The 13993-nt window shown below is 67.1% G+C and carries 14 protein-coding genes; 8 read left to right on the top strand and 6 right to left on the bottom strand.

The window, feature by feature from the left end; translation table 11 throughout:
- The first annotated feature begins 191 nt into the window (after nucleotides 1-191).
- Together F8566_RS23295 and F8566_RS23290 are read left to right on the top strand one after the other, a co-directional pair.
- On the top strand, nucleotides 192-962 hold the full coding sequence (locus F8566_RS23295) for a ribonuclease HII (RefSeq protein WP_404800338.1): 771 nt from the start codon (nucleotides 192-194) through the stop codon (nucleotides 960-962).
- Nucleotides 963-1035: 73 nt separating this feature from the next.
- A complete protein-coding gene (locus F8566_RS23290) occupies nucleotides 1036-1665 on the top strand; it encodes an HhH-GDP family DNA glycosylase (RefSeq protein ID WP_151563297.1) in 630 nt (209 codons plus the stop codon).
- 73 nt (nucleotides 1666-1738) lie between these two features.
- Here F8566_RS23290 and F8566_RS23285 read toward each other — a convergent pair whose 3' ends face one another.
- The gene (locus F8566_RS23285) at nucleotides 1739-3022 is read right to left on the bottom strand and encodes a TerD family protein (protein WP_151563295.1); all 1284 of its coding nucleotides are present in this window, start codon (nucleotides 3020-3022) and stop codon (nucleotides 1739-1741) included.
- Between the two features lie 169 nt (nucleotides 3023-3191).
- Between F8566_RS23285 and F8566_RS23280 the strand changes: the two genes are divergently transcribed.
- Nucleotides 3192-3878, top strand: coding sequence for a DoxX family protein (locus F8566_RS23280; protein ID WP_151563292.1), 687 nt, complete (start codon nucleotides 3192-3194; stop codon nucleotides 3876-3878).
- 465 nt (nucleotides 3879-4343) lie between these two features.
- Entirely contained in the window at nucleotides 4344-4865 is a 522-nt protein-coding gene (locus F8566_RS23275; protein WP_151563290.1) for a hypothetical protein, read from the top strand.
- A gap of 78 nt (nucleotides 4866-4943) precedes the next feature.
- On the opposite strand, the gene F8566_RS23270 is transcribed toward F8566_RS23275, so the two are convergent.
- Together F8566_RS23270 and F8566_RS23265 are read right to left on the bottom strand one after the other, a co-directional pair.
- Nucleotides 4944-5387, bottom strand: a complete 444-nt coding sequence (locus F8566_RS23270; protein WP_151563287.1) for a PaaI family thioesterase — start codon at nucleotides 5385-5387, stop codon at nucleotides 4944-4946.
- A 54-nt stretch (nucleotides 5388-5441) separates the two neighbouring features.
- Nucleotides 5442-6455 carry a lipoate--protein ligase family protein gene (locus tag F8566_RS23265; RefSeq protein WP_225993444.1) on the bottom strand — a complete coding sequence of 338 codons (1014 nt, stop codon included), beginning with the start codon at nucleotides 6453-6455 and terminating at the stop codon, nucleotides 5442-5444.
- Between the two features lie 247 nt (nucleotides 6456-6702).
- On the opposite strand from F8566_RS23265, the gene F8566_RS23260 reads away from it, so the two are divergent.
- Together F8566_RS23260 and F8566_RS23255 are read left to right on the top strand one after the other, a co-directional pair.
- Nucleotides 6703-7041, top strand: a complete 339-nt coding sequence (locus F8566_RS23260) for a winged helix-turn-helix transcriptional regulator (protein ID WP_151563283.1) — start codon at nucleotides 6703-6705, stop codon at nucleotides 7039-7041.
- Between the two features lie 69 nt (nucleotides 7042-7110).
- Nucleotides 7111-7659, top strand: coding sequence for a carboxymuconolactone decarboxylase family protein (locus F8566_RS23255; protein WP_151563281.1), 549 nt, complete (start codon nucleotides 7111-7113; stop codon nucleotides 7657-7659).
- A gap of 58 nt (nucleotides 7660-7717) precedes the next feature.
- On the opposite strand, the gene F8566_RS23250 is transcribed toward F8566_RS23255, so the two are convergent.
- Nucleotides 7718-8491 carry a helix-turn-helix domain-containing protein gene (locus tag F8566_RS23250; RefSeq protein ID WP_151563278.1) on the bottom strand — a complete coding sequence of 258 codons (774 nt, stop codon included), beginning with the start codon at nucleotides 8489-8491 and terminating at the stop codon, nucleotides 7718-7720.
- Nucleotides 8492-8578: 87 nt separating this feature from the next.
- On the opposite strand from F8566_RS23250, the gene F8566_RS23245 reads away from it, so the two are divergent.
- On the top strand, nucleotides 8579-8959 hold the full coding sequence (locus F8566_RS23245) for a nuclear transport factor 2 family protein (protein ID WP_151563275.1): 381 nt from the start codon (nucleotides 8579-8581) through the stop codon (nucleotides 8957-8959).
- A 43-nt stretch (nucleotides 8960-9002) separates the two neighbouring features.
- Here F8566_RS23245 and F8566_RS23240 read toward each other — a convergent pair whose 3' ends face one another.
- Nucleotides 9003-9914 (bottom strand): MerR family transcriptional regulator, encoded by a 912-nt coding sequence (locus tag F8566_RS23240; RefSeq protein WP_151563273.1) that lies wholly within the window; start codon nucleotides 9912-9914, stop codon nucleotides 9003-9005.
- A gap of 273 nt (nucleotides 9915-10187) precedes the next feature.
- On the opposite strand from F8566_RS23240, the gene F8566_RS23235 reads away from it, so the two are divergent.
- Entirely contained in the window at nucleotides 10188-11003 is an 816-nt protein-coding gene (locus F8566_RS23235; protein ID WP_151563270.1) for a hypothetical protein, read from the top strand.
- A 70-nt stretch (nucleotides 11004-11073) separates the two neighbouring features.
- Here F8566_RS23235 and F8566_RS23230 read toward each other — a convergent pair whose 3' ends face one another.
- Nucleotides 11074-13902: a vitamin B12-dependent ribonucleotide reductase gene (locus tag F8566_RS23230; protein WP_151563268.1), complete on the bottom strand. Its 2829-nt coding sequence runs from the start codon at nucleotides 13900-13902 to the stop codon at nucleotides 11074-11076.
- Between the last annotated feature and the right edge of the window lie 91 nt (nucleotides 13903-13993).

Genomic DNA, 13993 nt, shown 5'->3' with positions numbered 1-13993 from the left:
AGCATGGTGATCGCAGGACGCGAGTCAATACTCTTGGAGGACGACACTCTTGGACCGGAGCCCACTTGACCGACAACGATCCCCGCGGAACCGCCAACTCCAACGGGGGCGTCCGGCCCCGCATCGCTGGCCGCAGCGCAAGTGGTCGCCGCAGCGCGACTGGTCGCCGCCCCATAGATGACGCGGACCTCGTGGAAGCCGGCGGGGAATCGCTCCCAGGTCTCGAATCGGCAGGTGAAGGCTCGTCCCCGCCTCCGTTGCCTCGGGTGGCGGGGTACGAGATCGAGAATCAGCTGCGGAAGGGTGGCGCCCTGCGGATCGCAGGCGTGGACGAGGTCGGGCGCGGCGCCTGGGCCGGGCCTGTGGTGGTGTGCGCGGCGGTCACCGATCTCAGCCCGCCGCCGGAGCTACCTGGACGGGGCAAGCGCAAGGTCAAGCTCACCGACTCCAAGCTCCTCACCGAGGCGCACAGGGAGGCGTTCGCCGAGGTGTTGCCCGGCTGGCTGGCCTCGTACGCCATCGGTTCGTCCTCGCCCGAGGAGATCGACGAGCTCGGCATGACAGAGGCGCTGCGCCGCGCAACCCTGCGCGCGCTCAAGGCCCTGCCGGAGCCGCCCGACATGGTGATCCTCGACGGCAACAACGACTTCCTGAAGCGGCCTTGGCGCGTGCGCTGCGAAGTCAAAGCCGACCAACGGTCCGTCACGGTCGCGGCGGCGTCCGTCCTGGCCAAGGTGCATCGCGATCGCCTGATGGCCGGGCTCGACCCGGAGTTCCCGGCGTACGGCTTCGGCGCGTGTGCCGGATACCCGTCGCCCGTCCACCAGAAGGCCCTGGAGGAACACGGACCAACACCTCATCACCGGATGTCGTGGTCATATCTGGACGACCTCCCGCGATGGCGTCACCTTAAGAAGCACCGCGACCCGCTCGCGGGAGAGGGACAGCTCAGCCTGATCTGACATCGTCTTTGACTTCGGGCGGAGTTGTTCCCCACAGCCGGGGTAAGCCGCTCGATGACGGGAGGACGATGCCATGGACGCTGTCGTACGAAAGCTGATGCGAGAGGCGAGCACGACCTATGCGGAGGAGGCCGGCATCCCACTGAAGGACCAGCCTGCCGCTCTCTTCAAGTTGCTGGTCCTGGCCAACCTGATGAGCACCCGCATCTCCTCGGACATCGCGATGGCGGCTGCCCATGAGCTGTTCGAGGCGGGCGGCGGCACACCGCGCGGTATGAACAGGCTGAGCTGGCAGGACCGCGTCGACGCCCTGGGACGGGGACACTACGTGCGGTACGACGAGAGCACCGCGACGCGGCTCGGCGATATGGCGGAGATGGTTCAGGAGAAGTACCAGGGCGACATGCGGCGGCTCGCGATCGAGTCAGGGCGCGACAGGGAACGCGCGGGCAAGCTGCTGCGGGAGTTCCCAGGGATCGGTCCCACAGGTGTCGACATCTTCTGCCGCGAGGCCCAGGCCATGTGGCCTTGGCTGCGCCCCTACTTCGACAGCCAGACCCTCAAGGGCGCCGAACGACTGGGTCTTCCCGCCGACCCCAAGCGCCTCGCCGACGAGGTCCCAGAGAAGGACCTGGCCCGCTTCGCCGCCGCCCTCGTACGAGTGAGCAAAGACAAGAAGCTCGCCGAAACCATCAAGTCCTGAGCGCGGCCGCCGATACGACAGCCCGCCGATACGACAGCGCAGGGCACACTGACAAGGTGTGCCCTGCGCTGGCTCAGTCCTTGCCGCGGGAAGCGACCCATTCGAGGTTCCAGTTGTACGCCTGGTCGACCGACATCTTGCCCCAACGCGGGCGGCCGGGCGGGGGCAGGACGAACCGGCCCTCACGGCGGACCACCAGGTCCCCGTTCACGTTCTCGATGAGGGCGAGGACGGCGTCTCGCGAGGCGTCGTGGCAGTCGTCCATGCGCATCTCGATCGGCGGGGAGCCCACCGGGTAGAGCGTGGCGATCGCGTCCAGGCCGCGGAAGTCGTCGGCGCCGTCGTAGATCTCCGCGAACACCAGGATGCGCTTGAACTGCGCGGTGTGGTCGAGGTTGATCGTGAGGTTCTCGCCGGTCTCGACCGAGCCCGTGCGGTCGTCCTTGTCGAGCTGGATGAACGGCGGGCGGTCGAGCGCGCCGAAGTCACCGACGGCGTGGATGATTCCCTTGCGGCCGTCCATCAGCTCCCAGAGGCAGCACAGGTCCAGGTCGAGGTCGTAGCCACGGCGCCGCTTGCCGAACCGCCCGGTCGCGACGCCCTCGCGCGCGGTCCAGTTGAGGTTGACCCGCATGTTGCCCGACGTGGCACCCTGCTTGGTGAGCGACACCGACGGGGAGCTCTTCGTCAGCGAAATCATCCCGCCTTGCACCTGAGGCTGCGGCTGTGCAGCCTGTTGCGGCTGGGGCGGGGGCGGCGGCTGCACGGGTTGCTGGGGCGGAGCGGGAGGAGCTGGCGGCTGTACGGGTGGCGGCGGGGCGGCGCTCTCGCTCGGCTCGTCTACGGAGATACCGAAGTCAGTGGCCAGACCCGCGAGACCCGAGTCGTACCCCTGCCCGATGGCGCGGAACTTCCAGGCACCCTGGCGCCGGTAGAGCTCCCCCAGGACGAACGCAGTCTCGGTCGTGGCGCCAGGGTTGTCGAAACGCGCGACCTCAGTCCCGGCCGCGGCGTCCACCACCCGGACATACAGCCCCTGGAACTGACCGAACGTACCGCCGTCCGCCGAGGCCGCGACCACGATCTTCTCGATGTCCGGCTCGACCGCCGACAGGTTCACGGCGAGGACGTCCCGTACGGTCGGCCCCCGTTGCTTGCCCTCGTGCCGTACCGAACCAGAACCGTGCACCGGCTGGTTGTAGAAGACGAAATCGTCGTCCGAACGTACTTTGCCCGTCCCAGCGAGCAACAGCGCGGAAGCGTCGGCATCAAGCACGCCAGGACCACCCTGCCATCCCAGCTCCACCCGGACCGAGGCCACAGGCACCGCCGTGTTGGCGCCCTTCTGCATCGACATCTACGCACCCCTTCTCATCCGACGGTCCCCAACCTATGACCAGGAGCGGCCTATGGGCGACAACACCCGCCGCTTATGCTGCCGCCCCTGGCCAGGAAGGCTCGCGGATTCGCCCTGCTACGGGTCATACTCACGAGCGGCCCCTGCCCATACGGAAGGAGCGACGTCAATGCGTCCATCGCTGTTCTACGACGTCGTGGCCCTGCTCGCACGAATCGCCGTCGGAGTCGTCTTCATCGCCCACGGCTGGCAGAAGATCGAAGCAGGCATCACCGCGACCGGCCAGAGCTTCGACGACCTCGGCGTACCCGTCCCCACGGCCGCCGCCGCGTACGCGGCGTTCGTCGAACTGCTGGGCGGCGCCGCCCTGATCGCCGGTGCGGGCCTCCCGATCGCGGGCGCCCTTCTCTTCCTGGACATGGCAGGCGCGTTCGTCTTCGTCCACGTCGACCAGGGCCTGATGCTCGTGGAAGGCGACAAGGTCGGCTACGGGTACGAACTCGTGCTGGTCCTGGGCCTGGTGAGCCTTCTCTTCGCCGCCGGCGCCGGCGGCCGCCTCTCCGTTGACGCGCTGGTGTTCAAGCGCGGCGCGTGGCCTCAGGAGGACCCGGATCCGGATCCGGAAGTCACCGAGGCCCTCAAGCACTTCGTCGAGGTCGGCGAATCCCCGGGCACGCCTTCTCCCGCCCCGGACGAGCCACGCGCTCACGCCCCGGACGAGCCGCGCACAGCCGCCGCCATCATCGAAGGCACCGAAGACGACACCCTCGTGGCCGGTCGCCGCGGCATCCGTCGTCGCCGTCCTTCCCATACCCAACCCGTCGAACGCCCCGAAGAAGGCCCGCCGACCCCCTGATCGGCAGCCCGGGGAGCGGCCGCGCGGAAATGTCAGACGCGCGGCCTACGGTCGTCACCATAAGGAGTCATCCGACTCCGCAAGGTATCCGACCCGGGAGGGATCATGGCCACCAAGAAGATCCGCAATGCTCGCCACCGCCGGACTCCGTCCGCCGTCCGGCGACCAGGCCCGGAGATCACCGTTGCCCTGATCTGCAGCGAGGCCGACTTCGAGGCCATGCATCAGGTGTGCCCAACGCCGGAGTTCGGCGATTACGCCAGATATCGCGAACGTTTGCGCTTACTCCTGCGAGATCTGCGTCGCCACGGCAGTCGGGTCTGGGTGCGCCCGTTCGATCCGGGGGACTACCGCTCTTTCTGCGCAGGCGAGAGTCTGCCGACAGACCACGTCCAGAGCCGCGCGCACTACTCCGCGAGTCCTCGTCTTCTGCCGCCGCAGCTTTACGCAGGAGAGCCGCTCGACGTGCTGTTTCACGCGCTCAGCCGTCAACGCGATGACGAACGCACCGCGGCCGCCGCCCTCGAACTCCTGGGCAACGCCACCAGACCCGAGCCTGGCGACGAGCCCAACGATCCGGCCCGAGAAGCGACAGCGCGTGCGACCGCAATCCTCCTCGCTCTCATACGAGGCGTGGGCCTTGGAGTCCACAGGCTCACCTGCGTCATGGACGCAGGCCCGGAGCAACTCTCGATCCAGGCAGACTTCGAGAAGTCGGCACACCAGGTCTTGTCGTACGGCCCGCCATTAGGCATCTTCACCACGATCCTCGCCGCCGCGTACGCCCTCGGAGAGTCAGCCGCCGTCACCATCCGTACCGAGGGCGACGGCAGCGAGACCGTCCGTGGCTGGCTGCTGAACGGCGGCCGTCTGGAGCCGCTGTCGGCGATGGAGGTCCGCAGCGCGTACTCGGCCCATACCCCCGGCTCACCCACCACACGGTACGAGCCGGGATTCTCCCTCCCCACTCATCCGCCGCCCCGCTAGCCACCGCCGATCCAGGTGGGAGTAGCCCACCGCCGATCCAGGTGGGTGGTCACACGGCGACACGGCCGCCAGTCGCGGTCACCCCTGGCCAGTGGTCTGGATTCGTGCGGTCGCCGTCGCCACAGCGACCGTCTTGCCGTCGGGCCCAATGAGCTCGCCGGAAAGAAAGCACACATCCTTGCCGCGCTTCACGATCCGGCCATGTCCCAGGAGCCTTCCAGGACGGGCAGGACGGAGGAACTGAACATGCAGATCAAGAGTCGGCGCGAACTGGTTCGCCGGCAACGTCGCGACCAGCGCCGGGCCGAGCGTGTCATCGAGCATCGCCGCCAGGAAGCCGCCCTGGATCACGCCGACAGGATTGACGAACTGCTCGCCCGCCTGAAAGGCCACCTGGATGGTGCCCTGCTCCGGATCGACCTCGACCAGTTCCCAGCCGAGCGTGACCGCGGCAGGGGGTGGCGGGACCCGCCCTGCCTGCACATCCCAAAACAACCCAGGCCGCTGCGTGTCCATCTCCATGAGCGCATTGAACACGCCGCCACCGACAACACCCGGGCCGAAGAAGTCGGAATGTCAGGGAACGCGGGCGGTCCAGGACGGTCTGGAGAACTTCTCCATGGCGAGCTTCTCCGCCGTACGGAGCTCGGCTTCGGTGAGCCGATCGTCGGTGAGGCCATACCGAGCGCGGAAATGAGCGATCATCCGGTCGATGATCTGTTCGCGAGGCAGGCCGGTCTGGCTACGGAGCGGATCGACCCGCTTGTTGGCGCTGGCGATGCCCTTGTCGGAGATCTTCTCGCGGCCGATGCGGAGGACCTGGGTCATCTTGTCCGCGTCGATGTCGTACGCCATGGTCACGTGGTGCAGCACCGCACCCGCCGCCAGCCGTTTCTGGGCGGCTCCGGCGATCTTCCCGTTGGCGGACGCGATGTCGTTCAGCGGCTGGTACCAGGCCTTGATCCCCAGGTCACCGAGCGCGCCCAGCACCCAGTCGTCCAGGAAGGCGTAGCTCTCGGCGAAGGACATGCCCGCCACGAGCGACTCCGGCGCGTACAGCGAATAGGTGATGGTGTTGCCGGGCTCGACGAACATCGCACCGCCACCGCTGATCCGGCGGACGACCGTCACCCCGTGACGCTCCGCCTGCTCGGCGTCCACCTCGTTCCGCAACGACTGGAAGCTACCGATGATCACAGAATTGGAGGCCCATTCCCACACGCGCAGCGTGGGCGGCCGCCGGCCGGCACCGACCTCCTCGGCGAGTACTTGATCCAGAGCCATATGGAGGACGGGAGCCTGGGGTTCGGTGTGAATGAGCTGCCAGTCGTGGTCACGCCAGTCGGACGCGTGCGCCAGAGCGCGGCGGACAGCAATGCCGATGGCCTCGGACGAGACGCCGAGCATGACGGTGCCCTGAGGCAGGCCGGCGTCCACCCGGCCAGCGAAGTCTCGGGCCTCCAGCCCTGCGGGCAGGCCCTCCAGAGCCGCATTGATGCTGTCCAGTGCCTCGTCCGGCTCAAGGAAAAAGTCCCCGCTGACCCTCACCTGCCGGAGACGACCATCCTCGACCTCAAGGTCGACGGCCACGAGCTTCCCACCTGGGACCTTGTACTCACCGTGTGTCACGTACAAGGTCAACAGCCGGCCCACCGCCCAGATTCCAACTCCCGCGCCCACCACATCACTCATCCACCACATCACTCGTCCACCACAAGGGCGTCGCCGCCGGACACACTCCGGCCATCAGAGCTCCAGTGCGCTCTGCTGGAAAGGCGAGCAGTGCCAATGGCGGCCGGCTGCTAGCGTTTCGAAAAACGAAACACGGGGGCCTCCGATGACGACGCCTACGCCAGGACGGCCCGTACGGGGCTCCAGTACTGGCCGACCACTGATGGCGGCGCTCGACCTGTTCGGTCGGCGTTGGACTCTGCGGATCGTGTGGGAGCTGCACGAGGGGCCGCAGGGATTCCGCCCTTTGCAACAGCGATGCGACAACATGTCGTCGAGCGTGCTGCGGCAGCGCCTCGTCGAACTCACCACCGCGGGACTCGTCGATCAGACACCCGAGGGGCCGTACACGCTCACCGCTCTCGGCCAGGAGGCGTACGAGGCACTCCGGCCGCTTGCCACCTGGTCAGAACGCTGGGCGTCGACGCTCTCCGGAGGGAGCTGAGACCTTGCGCTTCTGTTTTCAAAGCGCCATAGTGATTCGAAAACAGAAGCATCATGGAGGGCCTGCCCCATGCCGCGCATCGAACCGCTCACTCCCCCGTACGCGCCTGAGATCAGCGAGGCTCTGCGCAAGTGGATGCCACCCGGCGTGGCCCACGACCCGCTGCAGCTCTTCCGAGTGCTTCACCGCAATCCCGAACTCGCCTCTCGAATGCGTGTCCTGGGTGCCGGACTGCTGGCACACGGCCGGCTCCCTGCGGAAGACCGCGAGATCGTCATCGCCCGAGCCTGCGCCCGCACCGGCTGTGAGTACGAATGGGGTGTGCACGCCGCGACCTTCGCGGAGGCGGTCGGGCTCACAAAGAAGCAGATCGACGCCACCGTCACCGGGGACCCCACCCCATGGTCACCACGGCAACGCGCCCTGATCCAAGCGGTCGACGAGCTCCACGACTCGGCGAACCTGTCCGAGGACGCATGGAACGAACTGGCCGGGCACTACGACCAAGCCCAGATGCTGGAGTTCGTCGTCCTGGCGGGCTGGTACCGCACCATCGGGCAGCTGGCCAACTCGCTGCGACTCGACAACGAACGCTGGGCCGCCACGTTCCCCGCCTGAATGACCGCCGATACTCACTGGCGCCACCCGTGTCGCACATTCGTCAGTGTGTGGGCCACTAGGCGGCCCGAAAGAATTCGGCAGTCACATCATCGGCCGGAAAGAAGGCCTCGACGGCGATCTCTTCGAGAGTGATGTCGAAGGCCGTGCCGAACGTGGTGATCGTGCTGAAGAGGCTGAGCTCAACGCCACGATGCCGGATCCGGATCGGCAGGGCGATATCGGCCGGATCAGGCGGAGGCAGGTCCCCCTCAACCCCGTACGACACCAGCTCCTCGTGCAGCGCGCTCAACTCCGGATCGCCGGTCTGCGCGACCTGGCGCGCGAGGCGCGGCATCAGGAACGCGCGCACCTGGGCCAGGTTGCTCAGCCGCGGCGCAAAGCCCTTCGGGTGCAGGCCAAGGCGCATCATGTTGATCGGTGGCTCCAGCAACTCCGCGTCAGCGTCCTCGAAGAACACGCCGATCGCCGAGTTGGCCAGGATCACGTTCCAGCGGCGATCCAGCGCGACTGCGGGAAACGGCTCATGCCCGCGCAGCACTCGTTCGACCGCTTCCAGAGCCTTGGCCAGATCCGGGTCGTCCAACGGACGCTGCTGGTAGACGGGCGCATGGCCAGCCGCGACAAGCAGCCGATTGCGCTCGCGCAGCGGAACACCCAGGTGTTCGGCAAGATGCAGCACCATCGGCCGACTGGGGATCGTGCGACCGGTCTCCACGAAGCTGACATGCCTCGGCGACACATCCGCCTGAATCGCCAGGTCAAGCTGGCTGAGCTTCCGCCGGTGCCGCCAATCCCGCAGCAACTCCCCGACAGGCCGGTCCTCCGTCATGCAGCCGTTCTATCGAAGGTGCGGCGCCGGTCACCACTACATGCCATGTAATCGACAGTGGTCACGGGGGGTTGCGATGGTCTGGGCATGAACGAGACCGCGCAAGCCGCACGCAACAGGCAACTCATCGAACGCTCTTTCCAGGAGTTCGTGAACGGGAACGTCGAGTATCTCCGGAACGTCCTCACGGAGGACTTCGTCGAGCACAGCCCCGGGAATCCCTCGGGCCGCGACGCGTTCATCGAGTTCATCGCCAAGTCACCGATCGCCGACGCCAGGCTCGACCTCAAGCGGGTCGTCGTGGACGAGCAGTACGCGGTGGTGCACTACCTGATGACGCCGCCCGGAGACGAACGTGGCATCGCCGTTGTCGATCTCTGGCGGATCGAGGACGGCTTGATCGTCGAGCATTGGGACGTCGTCCAGCCCGTCCCCGACCCTGCGGATGTTCCCAACGGGATGCTCTGAGCCGATGCGGCCTCGCTTCCCCAGCGAGGCCGCATCAAGGTGATCATTCGTTCGTGTGGGCGCGGAGGGCGGCGATCAGCCACTCGAAGTTCGGAACGGCAGCCGGGTGTGGTGGACGGCCGTTGATGATCGCCAATAGCTGCCAGTAGCGTTCCACCCTCGCGTCGACGAAGACCTCAAGCTGTTCGAGGAGCCGGGCGCGCTCTCCGGAGGGGAGTTCGGGCGCTATGAGGCGGTCGAGGACGGCCTTCCCCTGGACCGAGCCGGGCTCGACACCCTCTGCCAGCGCCCGTCCGGCATGTTCTGAGACCGCTTGGTAGTCCGGCTCGTAGCCGAGTTCGTCCGCTCCAGCCCCTGCCACCACCATCGCACGTACTCGGTTGCGGAAGTCCTCGTTCGCGACCAGCTCGCCCAGCTCGATCCAGGCGTCCACCTGCTCGGGGGCGGGGTCGTCGGGGAGCTCGACGGGCATCTGCCGCATGCTGTTCGCGACTCCCATGGCGGGCGAGTCCGGATCGATGCCGGTCACGATGTCCGTCACGAAATCATCGATGATCTGCTGCCGTTCCTGCGCCGACAGCCGGGCCAGTTTGTGCATCAGAAGTGTCTCCTCAATCGAGCTTCCACGGTTGGCAATGGTGCTGAGCACCGCGCGGCGCAGCCTCAACGTCCGGATCTCCGCGTCCAGCGCAGCGATCTGCGTCGTGGCGACATCCGTCACGGTGACCGCCCGCGAGAGGATCTGCTGCACCACGTCCAGGCCAAGGCCCAGCTCCCGCAGAGTCCTGACGAGTTCGAGCCGGAGCACCGCCTCGGGTCCGTAGAGGCGGTAACCCCCGGCTGATCGTGCATGAGGCACCAGGCCTGCGTCCGACCAGAACCTGATCGTCCGGGCCGGCAATCCGGTCCGGCGAGCAAGCTGCCCGATGGTGAACGACTCCGCGTCCGTGCTCATGAAGACACCGTGCACCTTCCAGTTACTGGAACCTCAACTCGATATCCGCACGCTGCGGTGAAGGCGGACTCGCACGCTGCGGTATGGGCGACTGACGACGAGACTTTCCACATGAAAGAGCGGAGAGCCCGGCTCTTGCCGGGGCTCCCCGCCCTCGTGTTCTCTCCTACACCTTGCGGCGTCGCGCTACTGGGGGAGAGCACTTATTCGGAGTGTGCAGCATTCCCGCGGACATCGCCCGAGTGACCGCCACAGCCGTGCTTAACTCGGCCTGTGATCGACTGGGCGCGTTTGCAGGGTGTGTACGGGCCGGCGCACGACGTCCCCACGCTTCTCCAGGCAGCGGGGAACGGCGCCAAGGAAGCCTGGGACGAGCTGTGGATCCAACTCTGGCACCAGGGGAATACCTGCGATGCCGGCATTGCAGCGTTGCCGGCCCTGGCCTCCCTCGCACAGCATACGAACCGAGCGGTGAGGTTCCCTGCGATCGAGCTCGCAGGCGAGATCGTGGGGGCTGGTCTCCGCGAAGGTCGTCCCCTGGAAAAGATGAAGGAGCTCCACCAGCCGGTGGCCATGCTCAGCGCCTTGGCCGACGGATGGCTGTCGGAACGGCCAGCCGGCTACCGGGTCTGTTTCCGCGCGAAGCTCGCGCTGGACGGCTTCCCTGTCCTGAGCGACGTCCTCGACGATTTCCTGGACTTCTGCTGTGACGTCTCCTGCCCCCAGTGCTCCGACAAAGTCAGCATTGTGATCGGAGACTTCGGCTGCTACTCGTCGATTCGCGACTGGAATCTCGGTGACGTGCACCCCATCCCGCTGCGCCCGGCCGCCCCGGACGATTTGCAGGACGCCGCCCAGGGACTGCATCACGCAGCGATAAGAGACGAGCAGCCGAGACTCGCCTGGGGCCTCAGGCACGTGTTCGGCGACGCGGAATGCGGCACCTGTGACACGGCCTTCTCCGTCCTATCGGCCTTGGAGGCCAAGAGATCACCGTCCACCGAATTCCAGGAGAACGCCGGCGCCGCGACCGCCCCGGCCGGACACGACGAAGGGAAGAACCGGCACTGGCCGGCTCCCCCCTTCTGACGTTTGGGACGTCAACCGCAGCCGAACGGGCAGGACGCCGCTCCAGAAAGCGCCCTGCCCGTTCCCGAAATCAGCTGCAGCCGCTGGTGGAGCCGCAGCCTTCGCAGACGTAGCAGCTGCCGGCCGGGCGCATCTTCGTGCCGCAGGTGAGGCAGAGCGGTGCGTCGGCGGTGCGGCCCTGGCGGCTCTCGATGACCTCCATCGACGAATGCGCCTCGGGGGCCGGGGCCGCCGCGGACTTGGCGGCGGCCGTGGACGGCCTGGTGATCTCGGCGGACTGGGCCAGGGTCTCGTGCTCGAGTTCGGCATCGGTGTGCAGGGACGCCGGGTCCTCGCCGTTCGCCTGCATGGCGCGTTCGTCGGCGGTGAAGATGCCGAGCTCGGCGCGCTCGTCGTACGGCAGGTGGTCGAGGGCGAGGCGGCGGAAGATGTAGTCCATCACCGAGGTCGCCATGCGGATGTCCGGGTCGTCCGTCATGCCGGCCGGCTCGAAGCGCATGTTGGTGAACTTCTCCACCCACGTCTCCAGCGGCACCCCGTACTGGAGGCTGATGGAGATCGCCATGGAGAACGCGTCCATGACTCCGGCGAGGGTCGAGCCCTGCTTGCCGAGCTTGAGGAACACCTCGCCGAGACCGTCGTCCGGGTAGGACGAGGCGGTCATGTAGCCCTCGGCACCGGCGACCGAGAAGCGGGTCACGGTCGCGGGGCGCTGCTTGGGCAGGCGCTTGCGGACGGGGCGCGCCGGGGCCGCGGCCTCGACGGCGACCGGCTCCTCCTTGGTCTTGGTGCCGGCGGCCGACAGGGGCTGGCCGACCTTGCAGTTGTCCCGGTAGATCGCCAGGGCCTTGAGGCCGAGCTTCCAGCCCTCGAAGTACACCTTCTCGATGTCCTCGATGGAGGCCTGCTCGGGCATGTTGACGGTCTTGGAGATCGCACCGGAGAGGAACGGCTGGACCGCGGCCATCATGCGCACGTGGCCCATCGGGCTGATCGCGCGCTCGCCCATGGCGCAGTCGAACACCTCGTAGTGCTCGGGACGCAGCCCGGGCGCGTCCACGACGTGGCCGTTCTCGGCGATGTACTCGACGATGGCCTCGATCTGCTCCTGCTGGTAGCCGAGCATCTCGAGCGCCCGCGGCACCGTGTGGTTGACGATCTGCATGGAGCCGCCGCCGACGAGCTTCTTGAACTTCATCAGCGCGAGGTCCGGCTCGATGCCGGTGGTGTCGCAGTCCATCATCAGGCCGATGGTGCCGGTCGGCGCGAGGAGGGACGCCTGGGCGTTTCGGTAGCCGTACTTCTCGCCGGCCTTGAGGCACTCCTGCCACTGCTTGGTGGCGGCGGCGTGGACGGCCTTGCCCATCTCGTCGAGCGTACGGACCTCGTCGTTGGCGGCGGCGTGCTTGCGCATGACGCGCTTGTGGGCCTCGGCGTTGCGCGCGTACCCCTCGTACGGGCCGACCACGCCGGCGAGCTCGGCGGAACGGCGGTAGGCGACGCCCGTCATCAACGAGGTGATCGTGGCGGCGAGCGAGCGGCCGCCATCGGAGTCGTACGCGTGGCCGGTCGCCATGAGCAGCGCGCCGAGGTTGGCGTAGCCGATGCCCAGCTGGCGGTAGTCGCGCGTCGTCTCGCCGATCTTCTGGGTCGGGAAGTCGGCGAACGTGATGGACGCGTCCATCGCGGTGATGATCAGCTCGGTCAGCTTGACGAACTTCTCGACGTCGAACGTGCCGTCCGCGCGGAGGAACTTCAGCAGGTTGATGCTGGCGAGGTTGCAGGAGGAGTTGTCGAGCGACATGTACTCCGAGCACGGGTTGGACGCGGTGATGCGGCCCGACTCGGGGTTGGTGTGCCAGTCGTTGATCGTGTCGTCGTACTGGATGCCCGGGTCGGCGCACTCCCACGCCGCCTTGGCCATCAGCCGGAAGAGCTCCTTGGCCTGGACCTTCTCGACGACGTCGCCGGTCAGACGGGCGCGCAGCGCGAACTCCCCGTCCGTCTCCACCGCGCGCATGAACTCGTCCGACACCCGGACGGAGTTGTTGGCGTTCTGGTACTGGACACTCACTATGTCCTTGCCGCCCAGGTCCATGTCGAACCCGGCGTCCCGCAGCGCGCGGATCTTGTCCTCTTCACGCGCCTTGGTCTCGATGAACTCGGCAACGTCCGGGTGGTCGACGTCCAGCACGACCATCTTGGCCGCACGCCGGGTGGCGCCGCCCGACTTGATCGTTCCGGCCGAGGCGTCCGCGCCGCGCATGAACGAGACCGGGCCGCTGGCTGTGCCGCCGGACGACAGCAGCTCCTTGCTGGAACGGATGCGCGAGAGGTTGACCCCCGAGCCGGAGCCGCCCTTGAAGATCGTTCCCTCTTCCTTGTACCACTCCAGGATCGATTCCATGGAGTCGTCAACGGAGAGGATGAAACACGCGGACACCTGCTGTGGGGATTTGGTGCCGACGTTGAACCACACCGGGGAGTTGAAGCTGAACAACTGGTGGACCAGCGCGTACTTCAGTTCGTGGTCGAAGATTTCCGCATCCTGGTCGGAGGCGAAGTAGCCGTTCTGCAGACCGGTGTCGACGTACATCTTCACGACGCGGTCGACGAGCTGCTTGAGGCTCCACTCCCGCTGCGGCGTGCCCACCGCGCCACGGAAGTACTTGGACGTCACGATGTTCGCGGCGTTCAGCGACCAGAACTCCGGGAACTCCACCCCGCGCTGCTCGAAATTGACCGAGCCGTCGCGCCAGTTGGTCATGACCACGTCACGACGTTCCCAGCGGATCTCGTCGTACGGATGCACGCCGGGCTTGGTGAAAATGCGGTCGACCTTCAGCCCCTTGCGGCCCCCCTTGCCGCGCCGAGCCGAGCCGCTCACCGTTTCCGTCATGACACTCCCCCTCCTCGGGCCTCCGCCGGGCCCTATCCAGGAATAACGTCGCCCTGCCAGCCGCTCATCCCGGCTGCGGGCGCTTTCAACT

The sequence above is a fragment of the Actinomadura rudentiformis genome (assembly GCF_008923185.1).
Taxonomy (GTDB): Bacteria; Actinomycetota; Actinomycetes; order Streptosporangiales; family Streptosporangiaceae; genus Spirillospora; species Spirillospora rudentiformis.
The sequence above is the reverse complement of the archived record's forward strand: the minus strand, read 5'-3'. Positions and strand labels throughout refer to the sequence as shown.

Coding starts and splice junctions, on each gene's coding strand:
- F8566_RS23290 (WP_151563297.1), top strand. CDS start 1,036: ATGGACGCTGTCGTACGAAAGCTGATGCGAGAGGCGAGCACGACCTAT.
- F8566_RS23285 (WP_151563295.1), bottom strand. CDS start 3,022: ATGTCGATGCAGAAGGGCGCCAACACGGCGGTGCCTGTGGCCTCGGTC.
- F8566_RS23280 (WP_151563292.1), top strand. CDS start 3,192: ATGCGTCCATCGCTGTTCTACGACGTCGTGGCCCTGCTCGCACGAATC.
- F8566_RS23270 (WP_151563287.1), bottom strand. CDS start 5,387: ATGGAGATGGACACGCAGCGGCCTGGGTTGTTTTGGGATGTGCAGGCA.
- F8566_RS23260 (WP_151563283.1), top strand. CDS start 6,703: ATGACGACGCCTACGCCAGGACGGCCCGTACGGGGCTCCAGTACTGGC.
- F8566_RS23255 (WP_151563281.1), top strand. CDS start 7,111: ATGCCGCGCATCGAACCGCTCACTCCCCCGTACGCGCCTGAGATCAGC.
- F8566_RS23250 (WP_151563278.1), bottom strand. CDS start 8,491: ATGACGGAGGACCGGCCTGTCGGGGAGTTGCTGCGGGATTGGCGGCAC.
- F8566_RS23245 (WP_151563275.1), top strand. CDS start 8,579: ATGAACGAGACCGCGCAAGCCGCACGCAACAGGCAACTCATCGAACGC.
- F8566_RS23240 (WP_151563273.1), bottom strand. CDS start 9,914: ATGAGCACGGACGCGGAGTCGTTCACCATCGGGCAGCTTGCTCGCCGG.
- F8566_RS23230 (WP_151563268.1), bottom strand. CDS start 13,902: ATGACGGAAACGGTGAGCGGCTCGGCTCGGCGCGGCAAGGGGGGCCGC.